At 41.5% G+C, this 22,587-nt stretch carries 17 protein-coding genes; 5 read left to right on the forward strand and 12 right to left on the reverse strand.

Annotated elements, in window-relative coordinates; translation table 11 throughout:
* Positions 1-25: 25 nt before the first annotated feature.
* Together earP and JI65_RS11195 are read right to left on the reverse strand one after the other, a co-directional pair.
* Entirely contained in the window at positions 26-1,252 is a 1,227-nt protein-coding gene (earP, locus tag JI65_RS11190) for an elongation factor P maturation arginine rhamnosyltransferase EarP (RefSeq protein ID WP_191016541.1), read from the reverse strand.
* Positions 1,253-1,875: 623 nt separating this feature from the next.
* Entirely contained in the window at positions 1,876-4,752 is a 2,877-nt protein-coding gene (locus tag JI65_RS11195; protein WP_191016545.1) for a CHASE2 domain-containing protein, read from the reverse strand.
* A gap of 95 nt (positions 4,753-4,847) precedes the next feature.
* Between JI65_RS11195 and JI65_RS11200 the strand changes: the two genes are divergently transcribed.
* The 5 genes from JI65_RS11200 (at position 4,848) to JI65_RS11220 (ending at position 9,371) form a co-directional block, all read left to right on the forward strand.
* Positions 4,848-5,288 (forward strand): hypothetical protein, encoded by a 441-nt coding sequence (locus JI65_RS11200; protein ID WP_191016547.1) that lies wholly within the window; start codon positions 4,848-4,850, stop codon positions 5,286-5,288.
* Between the two features lie 13 nt (positions 5,289-5,301).
* Positions 5,302-6,492: a hypothetical protein gene (locus JI65_RS11205; protein WP_191016550.1), complete on the forward strand. Its 1,191-nt coding sequence runs from the start codon at positions 5,302-5,304 to the stop codon at positions 6,490-6,492.
* A 181-nt stretch (positions 6,493-6,673) separates the two neighbouring features.
* Entirely contained in the window at positions 6,674-7,483 is an 810-nt protein-coding gene (locus JI65_RS11210) for a FecR family protein (RefSeq protein ID WP_191016553.1), read from the forward strand.
* A gap of 290 nt (positions 7,484-7,773) precedes the next feature.
* Positions 7,774-8,655, forward strand: coding sequence for a hypothetical protein (locus JI65_RS11215; protein WP_191016555.1), 882 nt, complete (start codon positions 7,774-7,776; stop codon positions 8,653-8,655).
* Between the two features lie 14 nt (positions 8,656-8,669).
* Complete coding sequence (locus tag JI65_RS11220) at positions 8,670-9,371, forward strand: YfcE family phosphodiesterase (protein ID WP_191016558.1); 702 nt, start codon at positions 8,670-8,672, stop codon at positions 9,369-9,371.
* Positions 9,372-9,377: 6 nt separating this feature from the next.
* Here JI65_RS11220 and JI65_RS11225 read toward each other — a convergent pair whose 3' ends face one another.
* From JI65_RS11225 to polA, 10 genes are all read right to left on the reverse strand, one after another.
* A complete protein-coding gene (locus tag JI65_RS11225) occupies positions 9,378-10,067 on the reverse strand; it encodes an MBL fold metallo-hydrolase (protein WP_191016561.1) in 690 nt (229 codons plus the stop codon).
* A 75-nt stretch (positions 10,068-10,142) separates the two neighbouring features.
* Positions 10,143-10,976, reverse strand: coding sequence for a DbpA RNA binding domain-containing protein (locus JI65_RS11230; RefSeq protein WP_191016563.1), 834 nt, complete (start codon positions 10,974-10,976; stop codon positions 10,143-10,145).
* A gap of 45 nt (positions 10,977-11,021) precedes the next feature.
* Entirely contained in the window at positions 11,022-11,975 is a 954-nt protein-coding gene (locus JI65_RS11235; protein ID WP_191016566.1) for a GNAT family N-acetyltransferase, read from the reverse strand.
* 161 nt (positions 11,976-12,136) lie between these two features.
* The gene (locus tag JI65_RS11240) at positions 12,137-12,730 is read right to left on the reverse strand and encodes an ATP-dependent Clp protease proteolytic subunit (protein ID WP_191016568.1); all 594 of its coding nucleotides are present in this window, start codon (positions 12,728-12,730) and stop codon (positions 12,137-12,139) included.
* Positions 12,731-12,868: 138 nt separating this feature from the next.
* Complete coding sequence (locus JI65_RS11245; RefSeq protein WP_191016570.1) at positions 12,869-13,549, reverse strand: hypothetical protein; 681 nt, start codon at positions 13,547-13,549, stop codon at positions 12,869-12,871.
* Positions 13,550-13,624: 75 nt separating this feature from the next.
* Positions 13,625-15,712, reverse strand: coding sequence for an elongation factor G (fusA, locus tag JI65_RS11250; RefSeq protein ID WP_191016573.1), 2,088 nt, complete (start codon positions 15,710-15,712; stop codon positions 13,625-13,627).
* A gap of 170 nt (positions 15,713-15,882) precedes the next feature.
* Positions 15,883-17,370 carry a hypothetical protein gene (locus JI65_RS11255; RefSeq protein ID WP_191016576.1) on the reverse strand — a complete coding sequence of 496 codons (1,488 nt, stop codon included), beginning with the start codon at positions 17,368-17,370 and terminating at the stop codon, positions 15,883-15,885.
* A gap of 221 nt (positions 17,371-17,591) precedes the next feature.
* Positions 17,592-18,563 carry an SPOR domain-containing protein gene (locus tag JI65_RS11260; protein ID WP_191016578.1) on the reverse strand — a complete coding sequence of 324 codons (972 nt, stop codon included), beginning with the start codon at positions 18,561-18,563 and terminating at the stop codon, positions 17,592-17,594.
* 237 nt (positions 18,564-18,800) lie between these two features.
* Positions 18,801-19,412, reverse strand: coding sequence for a dephospho-CoA kinase (coaE, locus tag JI65_RS11265; RefSeq protein WP_191016580.1), 612 nt, complete (start codon positions 19,410-19,412; stop codon positions 18,801-18,803).
* Positions 19,413-19,493: 81 nt separating this feature from the next.
* On the reverse strand, positions 19,494-22,379 hold the full coding sequence (gene polA / locus JI65_RS11270; protein ID WP_191016583.1) for a DNA polymerase I: 2,886 nt from the start codon (positions 22,377-22,379) through the stop codon (positions 19,494-19,496).
* Between the last annotated feature and the right edge of the window lie 208 nt (positions 22,380-22,587).

Consider the following 22,587-nt stretch of genomic DNA (forward strand, 5'->3'; position numbering starts at 1 on the left):
TTTATTTGATTATATTTAAAACTTGCTATTTTATCAATGGTAAAAAATCCAGCAGCTTTTTGGAAAGATTTCCGAGCGAAAATGTTCTTTCCGCAGTATTTTGGAATGCAGGTTTTATTTCATCAAGATTAAAGAGAATGTCTTTTAAGATTTCCGCCATTTTTTTCTGCGCGTCCCTTGCATTTTTGCATTCGGAAATATTTCCCCACGCGTTAGAGGCCTCCGGCCCACAGTCAATCTCAAAATTTCTGTTGTAGAGCCATGAAAATTCGTTGATTTTTGGGCAGTTCAAAATGTCAAGGAACGCCTTGAGCTTTACGAGATGAAATTCCTCGTCCTGCTGGTAGATGTTCCACAAAAACGGGATTCCTGAAAGAGCCGCCCGTGCGAACGAGTCCTCCCCGCGGATAAAAAGAAAATCCATCGAGCACAGAAAAGCGTCCCACGCTTCCTGGTTCAGATACGGAAGATAATCCACGCAGAAATTCGTCTTTTGATATTCGGAGTCCGTTTTTTTGAACGAGGCAAGCCCAGCTCCTGGAGCCACGTACACGTGAATTTTTCTTGAGGATTTTTGTGCAAATTCGTTAACCGCCTCAAAAAAGAATGAAAAATCTTTTGGGTAAGAAAAAACGAGAATCTTGAAATCTTCGTCTGAAAACGGAATTGATTTTGTCAGGGATTCGATTTTGCTTTTCCGGTAATTTTTGTCTTTGAGGCATTCTGTAAAATTTTTGTCCAGAATGAGTCCACCCGTTTTTGGAGTAAAACCCGGCATAAAAAAGTATTTCCGAACGCTTGCAGTCCTTGCCGCCCCCCTCAAAAGATGAAAGTCCTCCGCCCATTTTTCTGCCGTAAGATATTCGATGTTCACGATTCTGCAAAGTTTTTTTGACGCGGAAAATTCTTCGCCGTAAATGATTTCGTCAAGCCAGTCCGGAAGCCCGCACTGGAAAGTCTGCAAAACGACAGTCGGCGGATTTTCTGAAAAATATTTTGTGCACGTTTTCGCGTCGTTCCAGTCAAAAATGTTCCACCCTCGGTACTTTTGAAAACTCTGCTCCGGATTTATTTCTTGTGCCATTCTTTTAAAAGTTTTCAAATCGCTCACCACAAGATTCAGTTTTAGCGAGCCGTTAACGTCCGAAAGTGAGCGGCAGAGACGGTAAACAACACCGATGTCGCCAAAGTTGTCGAGCACTTTGCAAAGCACGGTGATTTCTTTTATTTCTGATAGATTTGGTTCTGACATTTAAAAACCTTTTACCCTGAATTTTGTGCCACCTATTATAGCACGGACGGGTTTTTAATTGCCAGTTTAGACAGCTGCACGGTAAGGGGGCTTTTCCGGTTAGACACAGATGAATGGTGATGAACTCAGATGAGACACAGATAATTTTAGGGGCGGGTGGTTTCGACAGGCTCAACCACCGAGGTTTTTCCCTCTATCTGTGTCCTATCCGTGTCTATCCGTGTCTATCCGTGTTCATCTGTGTTGGTGCAAGGAAAATTATTGACGCCGCAAAGCGGCTCACCTTGCAAACGTTCACAAAAGCCGTTTTTTACTCTCGTTCCGACAATTTTTTTTGTCAACTTTCCCTGTAATGCGGGTGCCCTGCAACTGAATGGTAAGGGGCTTTTCCGGTTAGACACAGATGAACGGTGATGAACTCAGATGAGACACAGATAATTTGTGGGGTGGGTGGTTTCGACAGGCTCAACCACCGAGAGTTTTCCTCTCTATCTGTGTCCTATCCGTGTCTATCCGTGTTCATCTGTGTCGGCGAAAAGGCAGGTGGTTTCGACAGGCTCAACCACCGAGAGTTTTTCCCTCTCTATCCGTGTCTATCCGTGTTCATCTGTGTCTTCCCCAGATTACTTAGACTTCATCGTGTAAACGCCGTCCCAAACGTCCGGAATTCCGTTTGCTAAAAAGTCTTCGCAGCGGCTCATAAAGTATTTTGACGAAGCGTCTTCTGGGTAAAGTTCGTCAGCTTTTTTGTAGAACTCGTAAGCCTTCTTAAAATCCGACGCAGGTTTTGGAGTTAGCGGCGTGTCCGCACCCTTCATGTACCACTTCATTCCCTCGTTAAAAATATCCGTTGCGGTAATCTGCTTTTCGCTGAGTTCTTCGCGCAAACCAATAATATTGTAGATTCTTACAGGCTTTTTAACGTTGATTACGCGAACAGCGTCGAACGCACGTGCAACGAGCTTTCCGTGGTTCACGCCGGAATCAGCTTCGAGCCATGTGCTTTCGCTCACCATAATCCAAGAGCCGTAAACTTTGTTCGTTCCTTCAAGTCGGCTCGCAAGGTTTACGTTGTTTCCCATAATCGTGTAGTTGAGCTTTTTGTCAGTACCCATGTTTCCAACAACCATGCTTCCCGTGTTCAAGCCGACACGCGAGTGCAAAAAGAACGGTTTTCCGGTGTCGTTGCCTTCCTTGTCCTTAATTGTCGGAAGTTCGCTCGCATGTTCTTCGTTGAACTTTTTCTCCGCCTGAAGCATTCGGATTCCAGCCACGCACGCGTTGAATGCGTTGTTCTCGTCAGGCACCGGCGCACCGAAGAACGAAACGATTTCGTCACCGACGTATTTGTCAATTGTTCCCGTGCAGTCCATAATCGCGTCGCTAAGAACGCCAAGATATTGGTTTAGAATCGCTACAAGGCGTTCAGCCCCGCGCGACGCACCCAATGCATTCACTTCTTCGGCAGATTTTCTCTCTTCTGGCGGAAGGGTCTCGTTTTCTTCGCGGGTTCGTTTTAGTTCCTCGTTGTTCACGGTCTCCGTAAAGCCAGAGAAAGTCGCAACGTCCGAGAAGAGAGCCGTAAGATTTTCGCTCTTTCCTCCGAGCTTTGCCACGTCAGGATTCTTTACGATTTGCTCAACGACGGCCGGGGCAACGTATGCACCGAACGTGTTCTGAAGGAATTTCTTGTCTTTTTCAGAAATCATGAATCGGGTAATCGTTACGACTAAGTACGACGTGAAAGCAATGAGAATCGAGGTGAACGATGGAATGTAGATTCCGAAAAGTTTCATTGCGAGGACTGGAATTACAATTACGATTACGAGAAGAAGAATTCCTGAAAGATTCTGAAAGAATGCCTTTTTTTGCGAGCTGAATCCGACCAGAATGAACGTGAGTATGCCTGAGAAAATTACACTCCAGTACCAGCTTATTGGTTTTATAAAATCCTGCGTGAGAATTGTGTTGTAAACGTTTGCGTGAGTTCCAACGTTCGGGTATGAAGTGTTGAACGGAGTTGTTCCCAAATCCGTGGTGCCGGTTCCCGTGTTGCCGACAATGCAGAATTTTCCGGTGTAAGTTTCTTTCATAAGCGGAAAGTATGCGTTGTAGTTTTCCACGCTGTCTGCGAACGCGCTCTGATTCAAATAGAGATTTGAAAGCGTGTCGATTTCTGCTTCCGAAAGTCCTTCCGAATTATTTATCACTTTTTCGAGCGAAATCAGATAGTTTGAATTTACGAATGCAGTTACGTCTTCAAAAAATCTTTTTCGCATTTCAAAAAATTCCTGATAATAATCGTCGCTTATTCCGCCTTCAATCGCATTGCCAGTCGCATCATAACCTTTGCACATTTCCATCAATTGATTTTTTACTTCTTTCATCATCAAATATGAATCGTAAAGTTGCAGCACCTGATTCATAAAAGCGAGATCTTCTTCCGAGTCAAAAGTCAGATTGAAGTTTTCAATGTCCTTAAAATCCTTCAGGTTTTGAGCGATGTTTTCCTCAAATTGCGCGAGGAGCCAGAGATAATAGACCGAGTTGTGATTGAACGAAGTTTTTTCTGGAATAAGCTCACCGGTTTCTGGGTTCGTCGTGATGAACGGTTTTTTTAGCCAGTGAATCAGCATGTTTCCGTCTTCGTCAAGAGGAATCGTAATGTCTTTAGGCTCGCTTTCTCCAGGTATTGAACAGTCTTTTAAGACGATGGTGCGCGATTTTCTTTCTATTGATGATGGATTGATTATTTTTAGGAGCGGAGCGGTGGAAAGCTGTGCCAAACATCCGTCGTCATACTGTATAAGGAGTCTTACCCGCCTTCGGCTTCCGTCCGAGTCGATTATTACGTTCGGGTAGCCAGCGCCTTTTGCGTGTGAGAGAAATTTGTAGTTGGCCGGCGAAAAATCTGCGTAAGTTTTTCTGGCCCCGTCTTTTTCAAAATTGTCCTCATCGTCAACCACGGAATACAAAAATCTGCTTGATGCGTAGTTTTTGTCGTCCTCGCTGTAGCTTTGCCCGATGTCCCCGGAATTAATCGTCATCCACGTGTTTCCGAAAAACTGAATGTTTTGAGCGAACATTTCATCGTAATCGAGAAAAACGTTGTTCAAATCAGAAAGTTTTTCCTGCGGATTTTTCTGAATTTCTTGCAGGAGATTTTCGTCAATCGCTTTTTTGGATTCCGACATGTATTCAATATCGAATACCACTGTTTCGGCTCCAAGTTCCTTCATCCTAAAAAGCGCGTCTGCAATTATGTCCCGTGTCCAAGGCCAGGCTCCCATCTGACCGAGCGCAAGGTCGTCTACGTCAACGAGTAGAACTTCGTCTCTCTGTTTTGGAGAATCCCTAAAACCCAAAAGCAGGTCGTAAAACCTGTATTCGAATTTGTTCAGAACCCCGACGGCTGCTATACCCGTCCAAAAAACAATTGAGATAATTACAATTATTTTTGCCAAAAATCGGTTTGATTTGTGTTTTGTTTCTTTTCCCATGACAAAAAGTATATCACGATGTATAATTTTTTAAATTCTAATTTTAGACTATTTAAATTCTAAATTATTCTTACCTTTTTTATAAGGAGACCAAAATGAAAAAGAAACTTCTTTTTGTGTTTGCGATGGCAATTCTGGTTTCTGTCGCAGCATTTGCACAGAGTTCTGAAAAACTTACGGAAATAATTTCTACAGAAAATGTCACTTGCGGACAAGTTGCCTATCTTGCTGCCACGTATTCAAGTGCTATATCTGAAGATGATGGCGATGAGAAAGCTTTTGAACTTTACAAAGAAGAAGGTTGTTTTGGTCCTTCTGTTCTTGCCTCTGATGCCGCGACCTTGGCGGAGGTTTCAAACCTTTTGGTAAAAGTTACGAACACAAAATGCGGGCTTTTTTATCGTCTGACGGGTGCTCAGCGGTACGCTTTTAAGGAACTGAAGGCGAAGGGCATTATACCGCAGACCGCGGATCCTAATATGAAGATTTCTGGTCGTGATGCGATTGGAATTTTGAACAAACTGATTTCGGAATAGAAGAGGCAATAAAATGAATATTACGATTAGAAAGAAGATATTTTCGGTTTTGGCAGTTTCTTTTTTAGCAACCTCTGCTTTTTCTGTGGAGTGGGGCGGACTTTTAGACAATGATTCCACCGTCAAAGGAAATAAATTTTCAAAAGATGCCCTTGTTTTTGACCAAAAGGACACGGCTTCGCTTTGGATTCGCGCACCTTTTAACGATGAAGGTTCCAGCTATTTTACGGCAGAAGGAACTTATCAGTTTGAAAAGAATTTTCCTTTTGATTCAGAAGCCCCGTCTGAAGATGCTACAAATTACATCGATTTGGATTTGTTCAAATTTGTTTTTGCAAAGGAGATTGGCGATTCAAAAATCACGACATCGGTGGGAAGATTTTTCGTGAGCGATTTGTCTTCTGCGGTTTACACCCAGAATTCTGATGGCGTGCTTTTTTCGTATGAAGGCTTGTTGAATTTTTCTGTTTACGGCGGTTATACGGGGCTTTTGAACGGAAATATGGTTTCGATAATGGGGCCTGAGAGCTTTGTCGTTGATTCCGAAAAAAATTATGATTTTGCGGACAAGTATATAGTAGGAATCGGAAATGTTGTGTTCCGAAACGTTTTTGCGAACCAGGATTTGTCGGCAGAATTTATGGGAACATTCCGTCTTGCTGACGAATCGTACAACCGCATGTACGGAACTCTTTCCCTTGCGGGGCCACTTCCGAGCGGATTGTATTACGGAGTTTCTTCAACTGTGGGATTTGTAAAATTTGATGCCGAGGACATGAAGATTGGAAATCTCTCAAAACTTTATCTCTCATATTATTCTGATTTTAAGTCGGCTTCGATCACTTTGAACGGAACTTATGCGTCTGGAAAACAAGGGCCGTTTGACCCGTTCAAAGGCTTTACAAAATCCACTGCCGTAAATTCGTTGAATGAAGAAGATTATTCTTCGCTGGTTTTAGGCGGTTTGACGGCGACAATCAAACCTGTTTACAATCTTCTTGTAACATGTTCATTTGATTTTGCAAATTTCTTTGAAGTTGAAGGCTTTGCCGAGTCGCACAAAGGAATTCAGTATAAAATCGGTGCCAACTGGCAGCTCTTTTCTGATGTTTTGTTAGGCTTGAATTTTGGTCAGTACCACGATTTTGATATTGAAGAAGAGAACAAAGTTTCTGCCCAGTTAAAGGCGGTCATCACGTTCTAATGCATAGAATAATGAAGCGCTGTCATTCCGAACTTGATTGGAAATCTAAAAACACGGATGACGAATCAGCTTCTGCATGACAGTTATGGGGGCTCGAAAAACTGAAGTTTTCCGAAGTTCCCTTGTTTGTTTTTTAACTTCTTGTGCGTTATAAGAAAACTATGGATAGGAGGAATTTTCTATGAAGAAATTTATTCTTTCGGTTATTTTTGCATCTTTCGCTTTATCTGCATTTTGTTTGGAAGCTGTGGTTGTTTCTGCTACAGGAAAAGCGGAAGTTCAGTCTGGAAGTCAATGGGTAAAACTTGAAAAAGGAGCGTCGCTTGGTAAAGGCGCAGTCATTCAGACTGGTTTTAAGTCAGAAGTTGTTCTTCAAATAAAAGGTTCAACGGTAACAGTTGCGCCGCTTTCAAGAATAACTTTGGAGCAACTTGTTTCAAAGGACACTAAAGATGAGACAAAACTTTATCTTGATACAGGTTCCGTAAAATCTAACGTAAAAAAGGCTGACGGAAAGCGTGTTGGATTTACCGTTCGTTCTCCAGTTGCAACCGCTTCTGTTCGAGGAACTGAATTGACTGTTTCAAACGGTTTTCGCTCAACCGACGTAAAAACTCATTCTGGTTCGGTTGCTGTATGGAAGTCAAAAAATAAGGGAGCGGAACTTTCTTCTGAGGCTGAAGATGCGGCTCCAGCCCCTGAGGAGTCTGCCGGAAGCTCTGCATCTGACATTGCCGACGGTGCGCCTGCAAACGCATTTACGGTAACTAAAGGTCAGACTGCCGGCTTTGAAGCAAGTGGCGAAACAAAAAGTGCTCATGCAAACGCTGTAAAAACGGCTGTCAGCATGGAAAGCGGAACACACACCGCGGCTGCCGCAGAATCGGTTTCTACGGCAGGTTCGGCTGCTCCTGTTTCTGCGCCTGTTGAAGTGACTTCAAAGCCAAAGCAGAAAGGTTCTATTTCTGTTAATATCGTTTGGGAAGACTAACAAAGTTCTATGCCGAACTCGTTTCGGAATCTTCGTTTTGAGATTCTGAGACTAGGGATTTCAGCATTAGAAAATTGCAAAAATGATGGCTGACCGTAAGTTGTATCCGACTTCCTTCGGTCGTGAACGGTCAGAATCATTTTTTATTCGTTATACTAGGGCTGTTTGCGGATTTATCGGATAAACAGCCTTTTTGTTTTCATGAAGATTCTGAAAAAGCTGAATTTTCAGATTCTAGAGATGTCATTCAGTTTGTTTTCAAAACTTGATGAATTTGATAAAATCTTAATATGTTCAAAAATAATTTAAAATCGCTTTCGATTGCATTTATAATGTTTTCAGTTTTGTTTTCTTTTGGCTGTAAAAAAGAAAAATCTGCCGGGACTATTCAAATTGAGCCGACAGAAATGGCTCAGGAAGGGGATTCTTCGCTTCCTTTGAAGGTTCGAAAATTTGACGATGCGACAAAATCTTACGTTTATGGAAAGACAATCGCAATTCTTTTGGGGCACGGTTACAACGATTCTGAATCGATAAAAAAAATCACTGAATATATGGAAGATAATTACGGTGTTGAGACCGAGGACAATCCTGCGTTGATTTCGATTATCGTTTATCCTCGTGATTTTATGCGTGGTTCGCGGGCAAGAATCAGTTCCCTAAAGTCTATGCTCGAAGAGAAAAAACTTCGCGGTCTGATTATGATTGGGGCGCCGGAAAATATCGACACTCCGCTCGGTAAAATGCAAGATGAATACAACAAAACGTGCGTAATGCCGTATGCGTTCCCTGTGTTCTCATTCCTTTCGCAGGCTGATGTGAACGCATCTGAGGCGACTGCCGATTTTGTGCTTGATAAAGTTCAAAAAACAGCTTCGATTGATAATGCCGCCGATGCGAATGCTGACGAAGATTCTGTTCTGGATTTTGATGCTGTTACACTGCTCGGAAACGCCGTTGATGCGATGCTTTCTCCAGAAATCAGAAAAGTTTACGATGTTTTGCCAATTGAACCTGCCGAGGATTCTGAGCCAATCGAAAAAAAATATTTGAAAGATGAAATAGATTTAAAACCGTTCGTCCAGAATATTATTGGTTCAAAACATAAGATAACAAATTATGTTGATGGCGAGACCAGTCTTATGTCTCAAAATCATTTTGTTTTTGAATAAAATTTAGGAGTGCCATGATAGAGCTGATTCAACAAAAAAATTTTGCAATAGGTGCGTCAGATTTTTCTGAGGCTCTTGCCAACAAAGATCGCGTAAGATTGCTTGTTATTTCAGACTCGCATGGAAGCCGAGATATTCTTATGAGCATTCTTCGAAAATTTGGTCAGAATGTTGACGCAATGTGCTTTTGCGGTGACGGTATGCCGGATTTATTGGGAATGCTCATGTTAGGATATAATAATCCCGATTTTTCACAGTTTATTCCGCCAATCGTGTTTTTTGTCCGCGGGAATGGGGACAATTCCACCTACAGTTTGCTTGCGGACACTCACATGACGGTTTACGTTCCTATTGACCTTGAGTTTACCGCTGCCGGAAAACAGATTTTTATGACGCACGGTCACAGATATGACGTTTATTACGGCACGAAGGATTTGTGCGCTGCTGCCCACGAAAAAAATGCTTCGATTGTGTTTTTCGGACATACTCACATATCAAATCTGCAGTATAAAAATCAACTTACTATATTGAATCCTGGAAGTTGCTCTCATCCTCGCGGTGGGGCGGCTCATACTATTTCTATTGTTGAAATTGAAAAAAATTCTGTGGAACGAAATCCCAAAGCAGATTTTTTTGAAATAAAATGGGATGCAGACGGCGAGGTTGAGTTTGTGCCTTATTCACCGTCCACAGAAGAAATTAATTTGTTCTGGTAAGCTAAATTACAGTCCTTCGCTCAGTTTAAATTCTACTAAATCATGTCCTGGAAATACTTTTGCATCTGGATTTACTTTTTTTGCGAGGAGTTCCAAACTCTGTCGAAGTTTGTATTCATCTCCGCCTGGCAAATCTGTTCTTCCACATCCCTGAAAAAAAAGCGTATCGCCGGAGATTAACAGTCCCTCATCGTTATTGTACAGGCATATTGCTCCTGGAGTGTGTCCTGGCGTATGAATTACAGTCCACTTTTCAAGTGCTGCACGCAAATTTTCATCTTGAATTTGTGAAAATGTGGTGGCAAGATTTTCTCCATCGTTCAGAATATTTGTAGGTTCTGGCAAATTCGAAACGTATGGCAAAAATGCTTCAAAACCCATTTGGCTTAAAGTCATGTCCTGAAGTTTTTCGCTGTTTTTTCCCAAGAAAACAGCGTCCTGCTCGTGAATGCCAATTAAAATTTCTGGATATTTTCGTTTTAAGAAAGGGAGTCCTGAAACATGGTCAAAGTGCCCGTGCGTAACGATAGCTGCGATTGGCTGAAAGTTGTTTTTGTTTATGAATGTTTCGAGACGTTGCTCATCTCCAGAGAACGCGCATGCGGCAGGGTCTATGATTATAACTTTGTTGTCGCATAGTGGTATCAAAAATGTATTCACATTTAATGGGCCTGTATGAATTAAAAGCGGTTTCATAAAATCTCCATAAAAAAAAGACTGTTTTGATTCTTTAAAAAGTTCAAAACAGCCTTTAAAAATGAACGAAAAATTCTATTTTATGTCTTCTGTCGAGCTTGAACGTGGTGCGCGAGAAGCAAGAATTTCTTCGTCAGTCATATCGAGAAAGCTTTTCTTTTCCTGAGCTGCGGCAAAAGCTGCCTGCTGTGCCATTGTGTCAGTTGTTGTGCTTGTGTAGCTGTCTATAATATGGCCTGAAACATTCTCAACGTTTGGAACTGGCTCATTGTTCTCATAGTTTTCGTCAGCAGTGATTTCTTCACCGTCTTCGCGCTGTTTTGAGTAGCTTACGCTCAATTTTCGACCTCTGTAGTCGTATCCGTTCAAAGCTTTGATAGCTTTTTCTGCATCTTCTTTGAAAAGCTGCACGAAAGAGTAGTTTGCAAGAACGCGAATGTCTCCGATTCTCTCTTTTTCGAGACCTGCAACGCTAATAAAAAGGCCTACGAGGTCACGTGGGAATACACGTCTGTTGCGTCCGATTCCTACGAAAATTGTTGCAGCGGCTTCTGGTGCAATCTGAACGCGAACATATCTTTCGCGCGGTTCTGCAGGAGCTGACTCCATATTTTCTGTTGTTGCAGCAATTTGTTTTTCTTCAAATCTGTTGTAGCGACTTCGAGATTCTGCTCGGCGTGCTCTGAATTCATCGCGGTTTTTATGTGAATTAAAACGATAAATAGCCCCGCTAGAATTTTTTAAAAGATAAGCAGCGACAAATGAGCGAAGAGTAAAAGGAACATTTTTCTTAAAAACTTTTTTAAGTTCTTCCAATTCGTCTGGGTTTGCTTTTACTTTTGAAACTGCATCCTGTAAATAAGCTGCAACCTGCTCCATATTAAGCTCATTTTCACGTCTGAAAGCCATAATAAAACTCCTAAAATAAAAAGGAAATAATAAATTTTGGACTTTTTAGTCCGTTGATAATTTTGCCACAAAAATAGAATCTTTTTTTTCAAAACCTAATTGTGAAAGAGTTGATTCTAATATCTGCGGCACTGCCTGATTGGCAATTACAAACCAATGAATTCCATGATTTCTTAAATAGGATATGCTGATTGAAAATAGCTCTTTGGCAATTCCCAAACCACGGTAATTCTGATTGACAAAACATGCGGAAAGAGAAACCGTATGCTCTGCACGGGCTGTTTTTATAGTTGAATATAAAAGACATCCGGCGAATTCATCTTCTAAAGTGCGGCAAACAAAACCGTTCACAGTATCGGACAGTCCTTCTTTATATTGGTGCTCCCAAAGCTGGGCGCACACCTGTCCTAATTCACCTGGATATTTTTCTATTAATTCTTCTGAAATTGCACTCGAATTTTCATCAATAAGATTCTTATCCCGAATCGAATCATACTCGCGAAACAGAAAATCTTCTCGAAGCAAGTCGTCGTATTTGTCTGAAAGACCGTCGTTTTCATAATATTCTTGCTCAAGTTTTTCAAGTCCCCATAACTCGCGAAGTGCATTGTACCAATCCATTAAGCGCAGACGCATTTCATTCTCCTTGAAAATGTCAAATCTGCGATAAATTTCAGGGTAACTTTTTAACACATTTTTAAAATTCTTAAATACCCCCCTTCCATTTGCCAGAACAGTCTCCAGTTCCTTTTGAATTTTTGGTGAATGAAGACTCTGCGTAAATTTTTCCAGCACTTTGTACCCGTCTCCCGATGACCATGCTGGCAATGAATAGATATTTTCTTCGTCTCTGTTAATTTCCTCTTCCTGAAAGTTGGCTTCCAATTCGGTTGCAGAAATAACTTTTTTTGATTTTGAATCGAAAAAACAAGTTTCGTTTTGATTCTCCATTGCGAAAATTATTTCTTTTGAAATTAAATCTGTTAACTCAAAAATCATACATTCAAAAATAGGTTTTCTTGAATCCGGTTTCAAGACTTCCTTTTAATATTAATTTATCAGAAATACGATTTTATGTCATTCAAAAAAAAGCGTGCTTTTTGTCAAAGCACGCTTTTTAATGTGTCATTTTAGATTGATTCAAAAATTGAGAGATGAATTTAGTTCAATTCAGAACGCTTAGAAATTATTTTGCTGATTAAGCCGTAATCTTTAGCTTCGTCAGCAGAAAGCCAATGATCTCTGTCGCAATCTTTTCTTACTTCGTCTTCAGATTTTCCTGTTTCGCTTGCAATCAATTTGATGAGTTTTTCTTTTGATTTTGCGATTTCAACAGCCTGAATTTCTAGGTCTGTGGCAACTCCGCGCGCAACACCGCCAATTAATGGCTGGTGAATCAAATAGTGGCTGTTAGGGAGTCCGAAACGTCGTTCTTTTGGCACTGCAAGAAGGATTATAGATCCCATGCTGGCAATGAGACCTGTTCCGATTGTGTATACAGGTGCATTTATGAACCGAATCATGTCGTAGATTCCGAATCCTGAGTCAATTGAACCGCCAGGTGAATCTATATAAATATAAATCGGCTTGTCGCTATCTGCTTCCAAAAGCAGGAGCTGCTTGATTATTTTTTCGGAATTTTCTTCGTTTATTTCGCCGCTGAGAATAATCTGGCGAGTCTTTAAGAATTTCTCTGAGAGCGAATCCTGAGCTTCCTTTTTTTCTTCTTCTTTTTCGTTGATAATTGTTTGCATTGTATCTCCTTGCTACTAAGAAAATATAATAAAAAAATCCTTAAAAGACAATAAAAGTTCTGCTAATAAAAAAACCATTCTGTTAGGCGCAAACGAAACAGAATGGTTCTTATTGAAAAAAGACTAAAATCTACAAGCTTATGCTTTTGTGATAAGAAGTGATTTTGTGTCAAGTTTGAGACCTGTAGCAACATCCTTCTTGTCGTGGATTTTCAATACGTCTACTGAAACCCCGTTGTCTTTCTGGTTCAAGTTTACAACTGCACTGAAATATTTCTCAAGGTTTGCTGGAACTGAATCTGAAAGTGCGCTTCCGTCAGAATTTGCGGCTGTCCAAACTGTTACTTTTTCTGCAGCGGCATACTGTGCAACAGCATTGATGTCACCTTCTGTAACTTTTGCGAAGTCGATTCCATCGATTACAACACCTGAAACAGCGATTCCGCCTGCTTTAAGTGCGTTCAAAGTGTTTACAACCTTTGAAAGAGAGAAGTTGTCAATGCTGAAGTTGAGGATTGTTCGTTTTGAAACTACATCACCCTTAAGCTCTGCGCTATTGCCAACGTTCTTTTTCTTTGAAAGTTCTGTAAAAATTGCGTCATACCAATAAATAACATTTGAAGAGTGGAGATCAAATGTTACGTGTACAAGCTGTTTGTCCTGGAGGAGTGTATCCATACCGAACTGTACGAGAACAGAAGTTTTTCCCAAACCTTTTTTAGAAGTTACGAGACCGAGTTCTCCAGCTTTAAGTCCACCATCAGTTGCTGCGTCAAAAAGACGAACTGGGCTTTTTTCAAAAAGATCCTGTTTAACCATAATCAGTTTCCTCCGTAGTAGATTAGCAAAAAAGAACGGGCACCCCAAAGAGGGGCGTCCCTATAATTTAACTGATTAGTTACCAGCCTTTCTGCTTTCCTGGTATTTCTTAATCAGTTCGTCTGCAACGTTGCCTGGAACTCGTCCGTATTTGAGGAATTCCATTGTAAATTCTGCTTTACCCTGTGTAGAAGAACGAAGGATTGTTGAGAATCCGAACATTTCTGACAGTGGTACTTCAGCGTTTACAGTCGAGATGTTGTTTTCATCTGTAGAATCGAGGATTACACCACGGCGCTGGTTGATAAGACCGAACATATTTCCCTGGAATTCTGTAGGTCCTTCAATAGAAACCTTCATAATTGGCTCAAGAATTGCTGGCTTAGCTTTTTCGTATCCTTCACGGAATGCACCGATAGCAGCTGTCTGGAATGCGATGTCTGAAGAGTCTACTGGGTGATACTGACCATCGTTGATTGTACAGCGTACACCAACAACTGGAGCACCGATGAGTGATCCCTTTTCCATAGCACGTTTGAATCCCTTGTCGCAAGATGGGATGTATTCGTTAGGAATAGCACCTCCCTTGATTGCGTCTACGAACTCGTAGTCTTTGTCTGCCAATGGCTCCATGAATCCTGCTACACGACCGTACTGACCAGAACCACCAGTCTGTTTTTTGTGAGTGTAGTTGAATGGTGCCTGAGCAGTGATAGACTCGCGGTAAGCTACCTTTGGTGGAGTAACTTCTACTTCACACTTGTACTCACGCTTCATACGCTCAACGTATACTGCGAGGTGAAGCTCACCCATACCCTTAATGATTGTCTCGTTAGACTCTGGGTCAAGCTCTGTCTGGAATGTTGGGTCTTCCTTTGTAAAGCGGTTAAGAGCTTTAGCAAAGTTAGCTGCCATTGATTTATCTTTTGGTTTGATAGCTTGAGAAATAACTGGTTTTGGAACGAACATAGAAGTCATAGCTACGTTGATTCCTTCTGCACAGAATGTATCACCAGAAGCACAGTCTACACCGAACAATGCACAAATATCTCCTGGTTCACCTACAGAAATATCTTCCATTGCTGCAGAGTTCATTCGTACGAGACGACCAACCTTGAATCGTTTTCCTGTACGTGTGTTTGTAAGTTCGCATCCTTTTGGAATACGTCCCTGATAGATACGGATGTATGTCAACTGACCGAACTGTCCGTCATCAAGTTTGAATGCGAGTGCAACTGCCGGCTTATCCGGAACGTTGAACAATTCAACCTGCTCTTCGTTTTTGTCGAGGTCGAGGGCATAGTTGTGAACTTCTGTTGGATTTGGAAGGTAGCGTACAACACCGTCGAGAAGTGGCTGGATACCTTTGTTTACGTGAGCAGAACCACAGAATACACCTACGAACTGCTCTGCAAGAGTTCCCTTGCGGATAGCGAGAATGAGCTCGTCCTCTGTTGGTTCTTCACCATTGAGAACTTTCTCCATCAAATCATCATCAAAGTTTGTTGCTTCTTCAACGAGTTCCTGACGATATTTTTCAGCATCATCTTTCAAGTGAGCCGGAATCTCTGCGATGCGGAGGTTTTCTCCGTTTTCGCCGTCGAAGTAAATAGCTTTCATTCCTACGAGGTCAACAACACCTTCGAGTTTGTCTTCAAGACCGATTGGAAGTTCAACCATGTGAGCGTTCAAGCCCAATTTGTCACGGAGCTGACCACAAACACGAATTGGGTTAGCACCCTGACGGTCACACTTATTTACGAATGCAACGCGAGGTACATGATAACGTTTGAGCTGGCGATCAACGGTGATTGACTGTGACTGAACACCTGCAACCGCACAAAGAATCATGATAGCACCATCAAGAACGCGGAGAGAACGTTCAACTTCTACTGTAAAGTCAACGTGTCCTGGGGTGTCAATCAAGTTGATTGTTGTGTCTTTCCACTGAACCTGTGTTGCAGCAGACTGGATTGTGATACCACGCTCACGCTCCAATTCCATGTTGTCCATTACAGCACCAACACCGTCTTTACCACGAACTTCGTGAATGGCATGGATTTTGTTACAATAGAACAAAATGCGTTCTGAAGTTGTTGTTTTACCAGAGTCAATGTGGGCACTGATACCGATATTACGAACTTTGGTAATATCAAAAGCCATATTGTTTACCTCTCAAAAAAAGTTTTCATTGATTAACAGACTTTTCAAAAATCAGAAAAGCCGAGAATTAGCCTGTAGATTCATACTAATATAAATGAATTTATGATGTTTATCAATAGAATCATTCTATTTTATTCCCGACAAATATCCTAAAATATTATAACATGCTTTTAGAAAGGTAGTTCAAATTTTAATTTAAAAGTTGATTTTAAGCTGTTTGATTTTAGTTTTACTGTGACCGCACTCCATGTACTTCCATTTGTTTTTGAACCGTCCTTGATTGTTGACGAGAACCCTCCCTGCAGCGTAAGTTTTTTTTCTTTGCCTGGCGTGCAACTTGCATTCAAGTTTATTTGCTTTTTTTTCTCTGACGAATTTTCTGGATAGAATTTAAAGCTTCCGTTTATTGAAGAAACAGAATTTTTTAGGTTGATTCCTGTGGAAGCTGAGAATTCGTAATATTTTTCTAGTTGAGTTGATTTTGTGTCTTTTGAAAGCAAAATATTTGTTGCAGAAAAATCCGTTCGAAAATTGAAGTTGTGACTTTCGAATAAGGCTCCGCCTTTAAGTTTTAAAGTGTTGTAAGATTCTGCGCTTTTTGTCGAGGTGATTTTCCAGGAGTCAACGGCATGGACCCCTAATCTGAGAATCTGTGAATTTTTATTGCCAAAAAGAAAAATTACTTGTGGATTGATTCCGATTTGTTCGATTGTTCGACAGATTGCTGATGAGCTTGTTATAATCGGGGCGGCTTTAGGAGTGCTGCCAGTTGTCGGAACTGAAAAATAAGAAAAATCCAGCAGAAAATTCTTAAAACTTGTACGGCCATCAAATCGAATCCAAATTGAATCAGAAAAATCTTCGGTGTTGTAAGGAGATTGGTGGTATGCCGCATAAAAGTTTGATTTAAAAATCGGTGAGCGAAAAGAAGTTTCGAAAAGTCCTGCGAAAAGCCATTGCGGCGAGAATTGAAGGTGCGTTTTTTTTAGGATTGCAGAATTGTTTTCTATATAATTGCGTACTCCCGTAAACGATGTTTGTAATGAAACGTGTTTTGAAAAGTCGTGCTGCACGTTAAAAAAAATGCCCGCCTCGTTTTCGTCGTTAATAAAAAATTCGCTTGTAAACGGAAAATAAGTTTTTTCTTCGGGAATTGAAAACGAGAGAAAAACTGATTTTGGTTGTTCGGCGGAGGTTAATGTTGGAAGAGTTGCACCAGAACCTGTTGCGAACGAAAATGATTTTGTGAGCGGATTTGCTGCCATTGACGGGGAAGGGGATTTTAATTTTGAAATTGAGCGGGAATAGGTTAGAGAGCCGGCTTTTAGTGTTACGGGAAAGCTTTTTTGAAATAAAAATACGCTGGCACCGAGTCTAGGTGAATCCCAAAAATCCAATTTTTCGCGGAACGACGAGTTTTTTAAGTCGCTCAAAGATGTTTTGGGGAGCGTAAAGTAAGCACGAATGTCCGCGTCTGAGAGTGCGAGTTTTAAGCCTGTGTTCGCGGAAAGTGAATTTTCTTTATCGCTTTGGTCTTGCGGTAAGCAAATTGTGGAACTAAACTTGTATTCGGCGTAATTAAATACAGGTTCACAAAAGCTAATCTGCCCAACAAAAATCAAGATTATCTGAATAAAAACAAAAATAAAATTCTTCATATAAATTTTACTTCCGTTTTTTGGAAAGAAATTTCACGTTTTAAAATAATGTTTTGTTAGAAGATTAAAAGTCGTAGAAAAAAATAGCTGGCCAAAAAACTTACCAGTTGGTTGTGTTTTGGTCAGCCATATATAAAAAATCCGAAGAAGAATTTTTTAAGTTCGCATTTTCAAAGCTACCTCTAAAAACTTCAGTTTTAGAAGTCCTTTCAATAATTGGACTAATCGTTTTTAAGAATCATGCTTTTTGTGCCTGAGAATTTGTCGATTTTTCCAATCAAATTGCCCCAGTGCTCGGCTTCGTTTCGAGTTGTGTACGGACCAGACTGCACTCGATACAAATTTTTTCCGTTTGAATTTGTTGTAAAAATGTCGCACTGAATTTTGTTTGCTTCGAGAGTTGAGCGGGCTGCTTTTGCGTTGTCGATGTTTGAGAATGCCGCAACCTGAACCCAGAATTTATCTTGTTTCTGAGAAACTTTTGCACTGTCGTTAACAGCTTTTTTTGTGCTGGCAATAGACGTGTTTTTTGAAACGTCCTTTTTTTCGATTTTTTTCTCTGCAGGTTTTGCAGATGCGAGAGCTTTTTGAGGTTCTGCTTTTTTTGCAACAGGTTTTACCTCTACTGGAGTTACGACCTTTGCTGGAGTAGAATCTGCATGTGCAAGCTGAGTTTGTTTTGCAGTGTTAATCTGAGACTCTGTGAGCTCGTTTTTAGCAGTTACGTTTGATGATGCAGATGGATTTTTAAGAGCGTTCAAATCGATTTTGGTTGTATCCTGACTGATGATTGTAGTGTTGTCTGCAATTACAGTTACGTTTTCTGTGCGGAGCGGTGAAAATCCGTTTGGATTCTGCGTCTCAGTCTGTTGCTGAACAACTTGAGTCTGAATGCTGGAATCAGAGAACGGATTTGAAATTTGCTCAAAAGGTTCGGCGGCTTTTTCAGATTCTGTATTTGCTGCCAATGATTCTTCAACGTTCATAAATGAATTTGAAGAAATCGGGTCGTTAACAGTCGGCTCAGAATCATGTGTCGTAATCCAGCCAGAACGTGCGTCAAGGCTCGCGTGTTGCCCCTGAGCTTTTTGTTGCTGAGTTGAAGGTCCACTCAAAATGACGGCAAGACCGACTACTACGAGAAGGAATGTGCCTGCTGCAACAATAATCCATAAAGTTCTTTTTGATTCCATAAAAACCTCGATAAACTTTTGAAAAGTTCTATAATCTTTTGGTAAATCTTATTATTCAATATTTGTAACGCTTTAAATTGAAAAGTCTAAATATAAACTTAAAATGTTTTATTGCTTTCAAAATAAAACGTTTGTTTACGATAAATTTATCGGCATGTGGATTTTTAAATTTAGAATTTATTTCGGAGTTGTGGGGAGAGATTGCCGTGTCGGGCACGGCAATGAAAATGTTGCAGGTTAGTTTTTTACGATGATTATTGGTTTTCCAGTTTTTTTGTATTCTTGCAGGAGATTTTTTTGGGCGGAAAACCTTGCCATAAGTTGATTTAAAGGCATACCGTCCCGTTTTTTTGCACGGAAAAGACGCTTGAAACAAGGTGCGCTTACGAAAATAATTTTGGAGCAAAGTGCCATAAGTTCTGGGGTTTTGTGAAGGACAGTTGCATTGAGGATAACAGTTTTTCCTTCATTTTCTTCTATAAATTTTTTCGTCAATTCGATGATTTTTGGGTAGACGATTTCTTCTTGCTTTTTGAGCAGACTCGGCTCCGAAAAAATCAGTTTTCCGAGGGCACGGCGGTTTAGGCTTCCGTCTGGGGTTTGCAGGTTTATTCCTGACTCCTCCGCGTCTTTTTGGAATTCGTCAAGAATTTGTTGAGTGCTTTCTTGGATTGCGATGTGCGCCGTTTTGTCGAGATCGGTTGAGACCGCACCGAGTTTTTCGAGCATGGCGCAGACGTAATTTTTGCCCGCCGCCATTTGCCCCGTCAGGCAGATGACAGGGCTGTTTATGAGCGGTCGGATTTTTTTGAGAAAGTCTTTTTTGTTCGCGTTGAATTTTTCTATCATTTTTCTTTTGTATTCCCAACCGAAAAGACAACGACAATTAATGTTGGCTTTTCGGAGTGACAGTTATTTAGCAATTTTCAATTAATGGAACTCGCCCCAGTTTTTTCCGTGCTCAATGCTGACTCTTAGCGGAACATTGAGTTTTACGGCGTTTTCCATTTTGTCTTTTACGAGAGCGATTGTTTTTTCGATTTCGCCAGGTTCGTCCTTGCATTCAAGAATAAGCTCGTCGTGGACCTGCAAGAGCAGCCTTGCGCTGAGCGAAGATTTTTCGAGGGCATCTGAAACGTCAATCATCGCCTGCTTTACGATGTCGGCCGCACTTCCTTGGATCGGAGAATTTTTTGCGATTCGGATCGCTGCTTCTTTAATGAGTTTGTTCGCGCTGTTTATTCCGCTGATTGCCCGCTTGCGGCCTTTTATGGTCGTGATGAATCCTGTTTCTTCGGCTTTGCGGATATTTTCCTCAAAGAAATTCTGAACTCCGCTGTAAATTGCAAAGTAGTTGTCGATGAATTCTTTTGCCTGCGTGCGGGTTGTGCCGATTTCGTTCGCGAGTCGGAATGCGCTCATTCCGTACATGAGACCGAAGTTCAGCGTTTTTGCGTTGCGGCGCATTTCTGCCGTAACTTGTTCCATTGGAACTCCGTAAATGAGCGAGGCGGTTGATTTATGAACGTCGGTGCCCGAATTGAACGCGTCGCAGAGATTTTTGTCGCCGCTTAAATGAGCGAGAACCACAAGCTCAATCTGCGCGTAGTCTGCTGAGATTAAAACCGTTCCCGGTGCCGCGGTAAACGCGCTTCGGATTTTTCTTCCGGCTTCGTCGCGAACAGGAATGTTCTGCAAGTTCGGGTCTTTGCTCGAAAGTCTGCCTGTGGCGGTTCCCGTCTGCATGAACGTGGTGTGAATCCTTGAATTTTCGTCAATCATTTCCGGGAGCGTCTCCACGTAAGTTGAGAGAAGCTTTGCGTTTGAGCGGTAATCCAGAATCATTTTTGGAACCGGGTCGTAGGCCGCGAGCGTCTCAAGAACTTCTTCGTTCGTCGAATAGCCGGTCTTTGTTTTTTTTGTGCCTTTTAGGCCGCGTTCATTGAACAAAACGTCCGCAAGCTGTTTTGGCGAAGCTATGTTGAATTCGTGACCGACGGTTTCGTAAATGTCTTTTTCGATGGACTTTATTTTGCCCGAAAGTTCCACGGCGTAAGTTTTTAGGCAGTCCGGCGAAATATGAATCCCGTTCAGTTCCATTTGGGCGAGAATCGGCAATACTTTCATCTCCATGTTATTGAAGATTTCGTAAAGATTTTGCTCTTTTAGAACTGGCTCAAAATAATTCCAGAGCTGGAGTGTAAAGTCCGCGTCCTCCGCACCGTAATTAGAAGCGATTTGAATCGGAACGTCGGCGAAAGTGCCGTTTTTTGGAACGATTTCGGCAAATTCCGTGCCTTTTAGGTGCAGTTTTGTTTCGGCGAGATATTCGAGCGAGTAGGCGGATTTTCCCGTGCGGTCAGGCTCGGTTAGCCACGCTGCAATCATCGTGTCGGCAATGTTCAGATTTTTTGATGAAGGAATTTTGATTTCGTCAGAATTAAAATCCTCGTCCAAATCGTCAAAAAGGCTTGGCTGCAAATTTGCGCTTTTTTGTTCACCTTGTTTTTTATTCAATTTTAGCCCGTTGGAGGCAAGTACCTGCAAATCAAATTTTGCATTGTGCATGATGATTTTTGCGTCAGATTCAAAAAGACGTGCAAGCTGTTTTAGTGCATCGTTCTTCGGAACTGTAGGGCCGTTCAAAAGCGGGTCCGTGACGATGACGGGAATGTAGGCTCCCTTGCCCGGCTCAAAAGAGAGCGAGAATCCGATTAAATTTGCTTCGCGGGTGTTGAGCGAGTCTGTTTCGGTGTCGAACGCCACGAGTTTTGCTTTTATCGCTTCGTCAACGTATTTGGAAAGTTCTTCGGCATTCGTAATTGCCTTGTAGTCGCCCTCGTTCGGCTTTGCCGGGGTAAGGTCGATTTCTTCTGACTGATTTTCAGTTTGGCTTTGAGTTTGAGGCTCGCTTTTGGATTCTGTGTTTTTGCTTGCGAGATTTGCAAAATTCTTTGCCACTGCAGGAAGCTCGAATTCAACGAGTTTTTTTGCCAGTTCCGTTGTGTGAAGTTCCTCGGTTTTGAATGCGTCAATGTCTGTGATGCAAGGAACTTCGCTGTTCAGCGTGATGAGTTTTTTTGAGAAAAAAGCATTGTCTTTGTCGTTGCGGATTTTTTCTCCGAGTGCGCCCTTAATTTCGGCTGCGTGTTCGTAGATTCCTTCGAGTGTGTCGTATTGGCTCAAAAGTTTTACAGCCGTTTTTTGACCGACGCCTTTTACGCCTGGAACGTTGTCGGCGGTGTCGCCCATGAGACTCAGAAGGTCTAGAAGTTTTTCTGGCGGAACGCCCCATTCCGCGCTAACGGCGGCTTCGTCCATTTCCTTCCAGATTGCGTCGCGGTCCGGCTTCATTATATGGATTTTTTCGGAAGTTAGCTGCATCAAGTCTTTGTCTGCGCTCAAAATGCACACGTTGTGATTTTCGCTGGCGGCTTTTTTTGCCACTGTTGCGATTACGTCGTCAGCCTCAAAGCCGTCGCATCGCACTACAGGAATTCCCAGCGTTGCGAGTAAGTCTTCAATCCACGGAAACTGCGCTTTTAGGTCGTCGGGAGTTTTTTGGCGTGTCGCTTTGTATTCGGCATACATTTCGTGCCTGAAAGTTGGCGTTTTTGAATCCATTGCGGCAAGCATATATTTTGGATTGAACATTTTTAAAATAGAAGAAATATTTCTAAAAAATCCAAAAACCGCAGAAATGTTCTCTTTTTTTGAGTTTGTGAGCGGTCTTGAAATAAAAGCAAAATATTCGCGGTAAATGAGTCCGTAAGAATCAAGAATAAAAACTGTATCGTTATTTAAAAAATTAGACATGAATCTATTTTACACTTAAAAAGATGAAGTGGGAATTATACGAGGGAGGAAGAATGAGGAATAGAAAATGAAAATTGAAAATGGAACAAAAAAGCTTGTCATTCTGAACTCCTATGATATTTGTCAATACCATGAAGTTCCTGACTCCAATAATTAACTAGCTAAACAGAGAGCTTCGTCTGCAAGTTTGTCCACTGCTGCAGAAGCT

The sequence above is a fragment of the Treponema zioleckii genome (genome assembly GCF_014737315.1).
In the GTDB taxonomy this organism is placed as follows: domain Bacteria; phylum Spirochaetota; class Spirochaetia; order Treponematales; family Treponemataceae; genus Treponema_D; species Treponema_D zioleckii.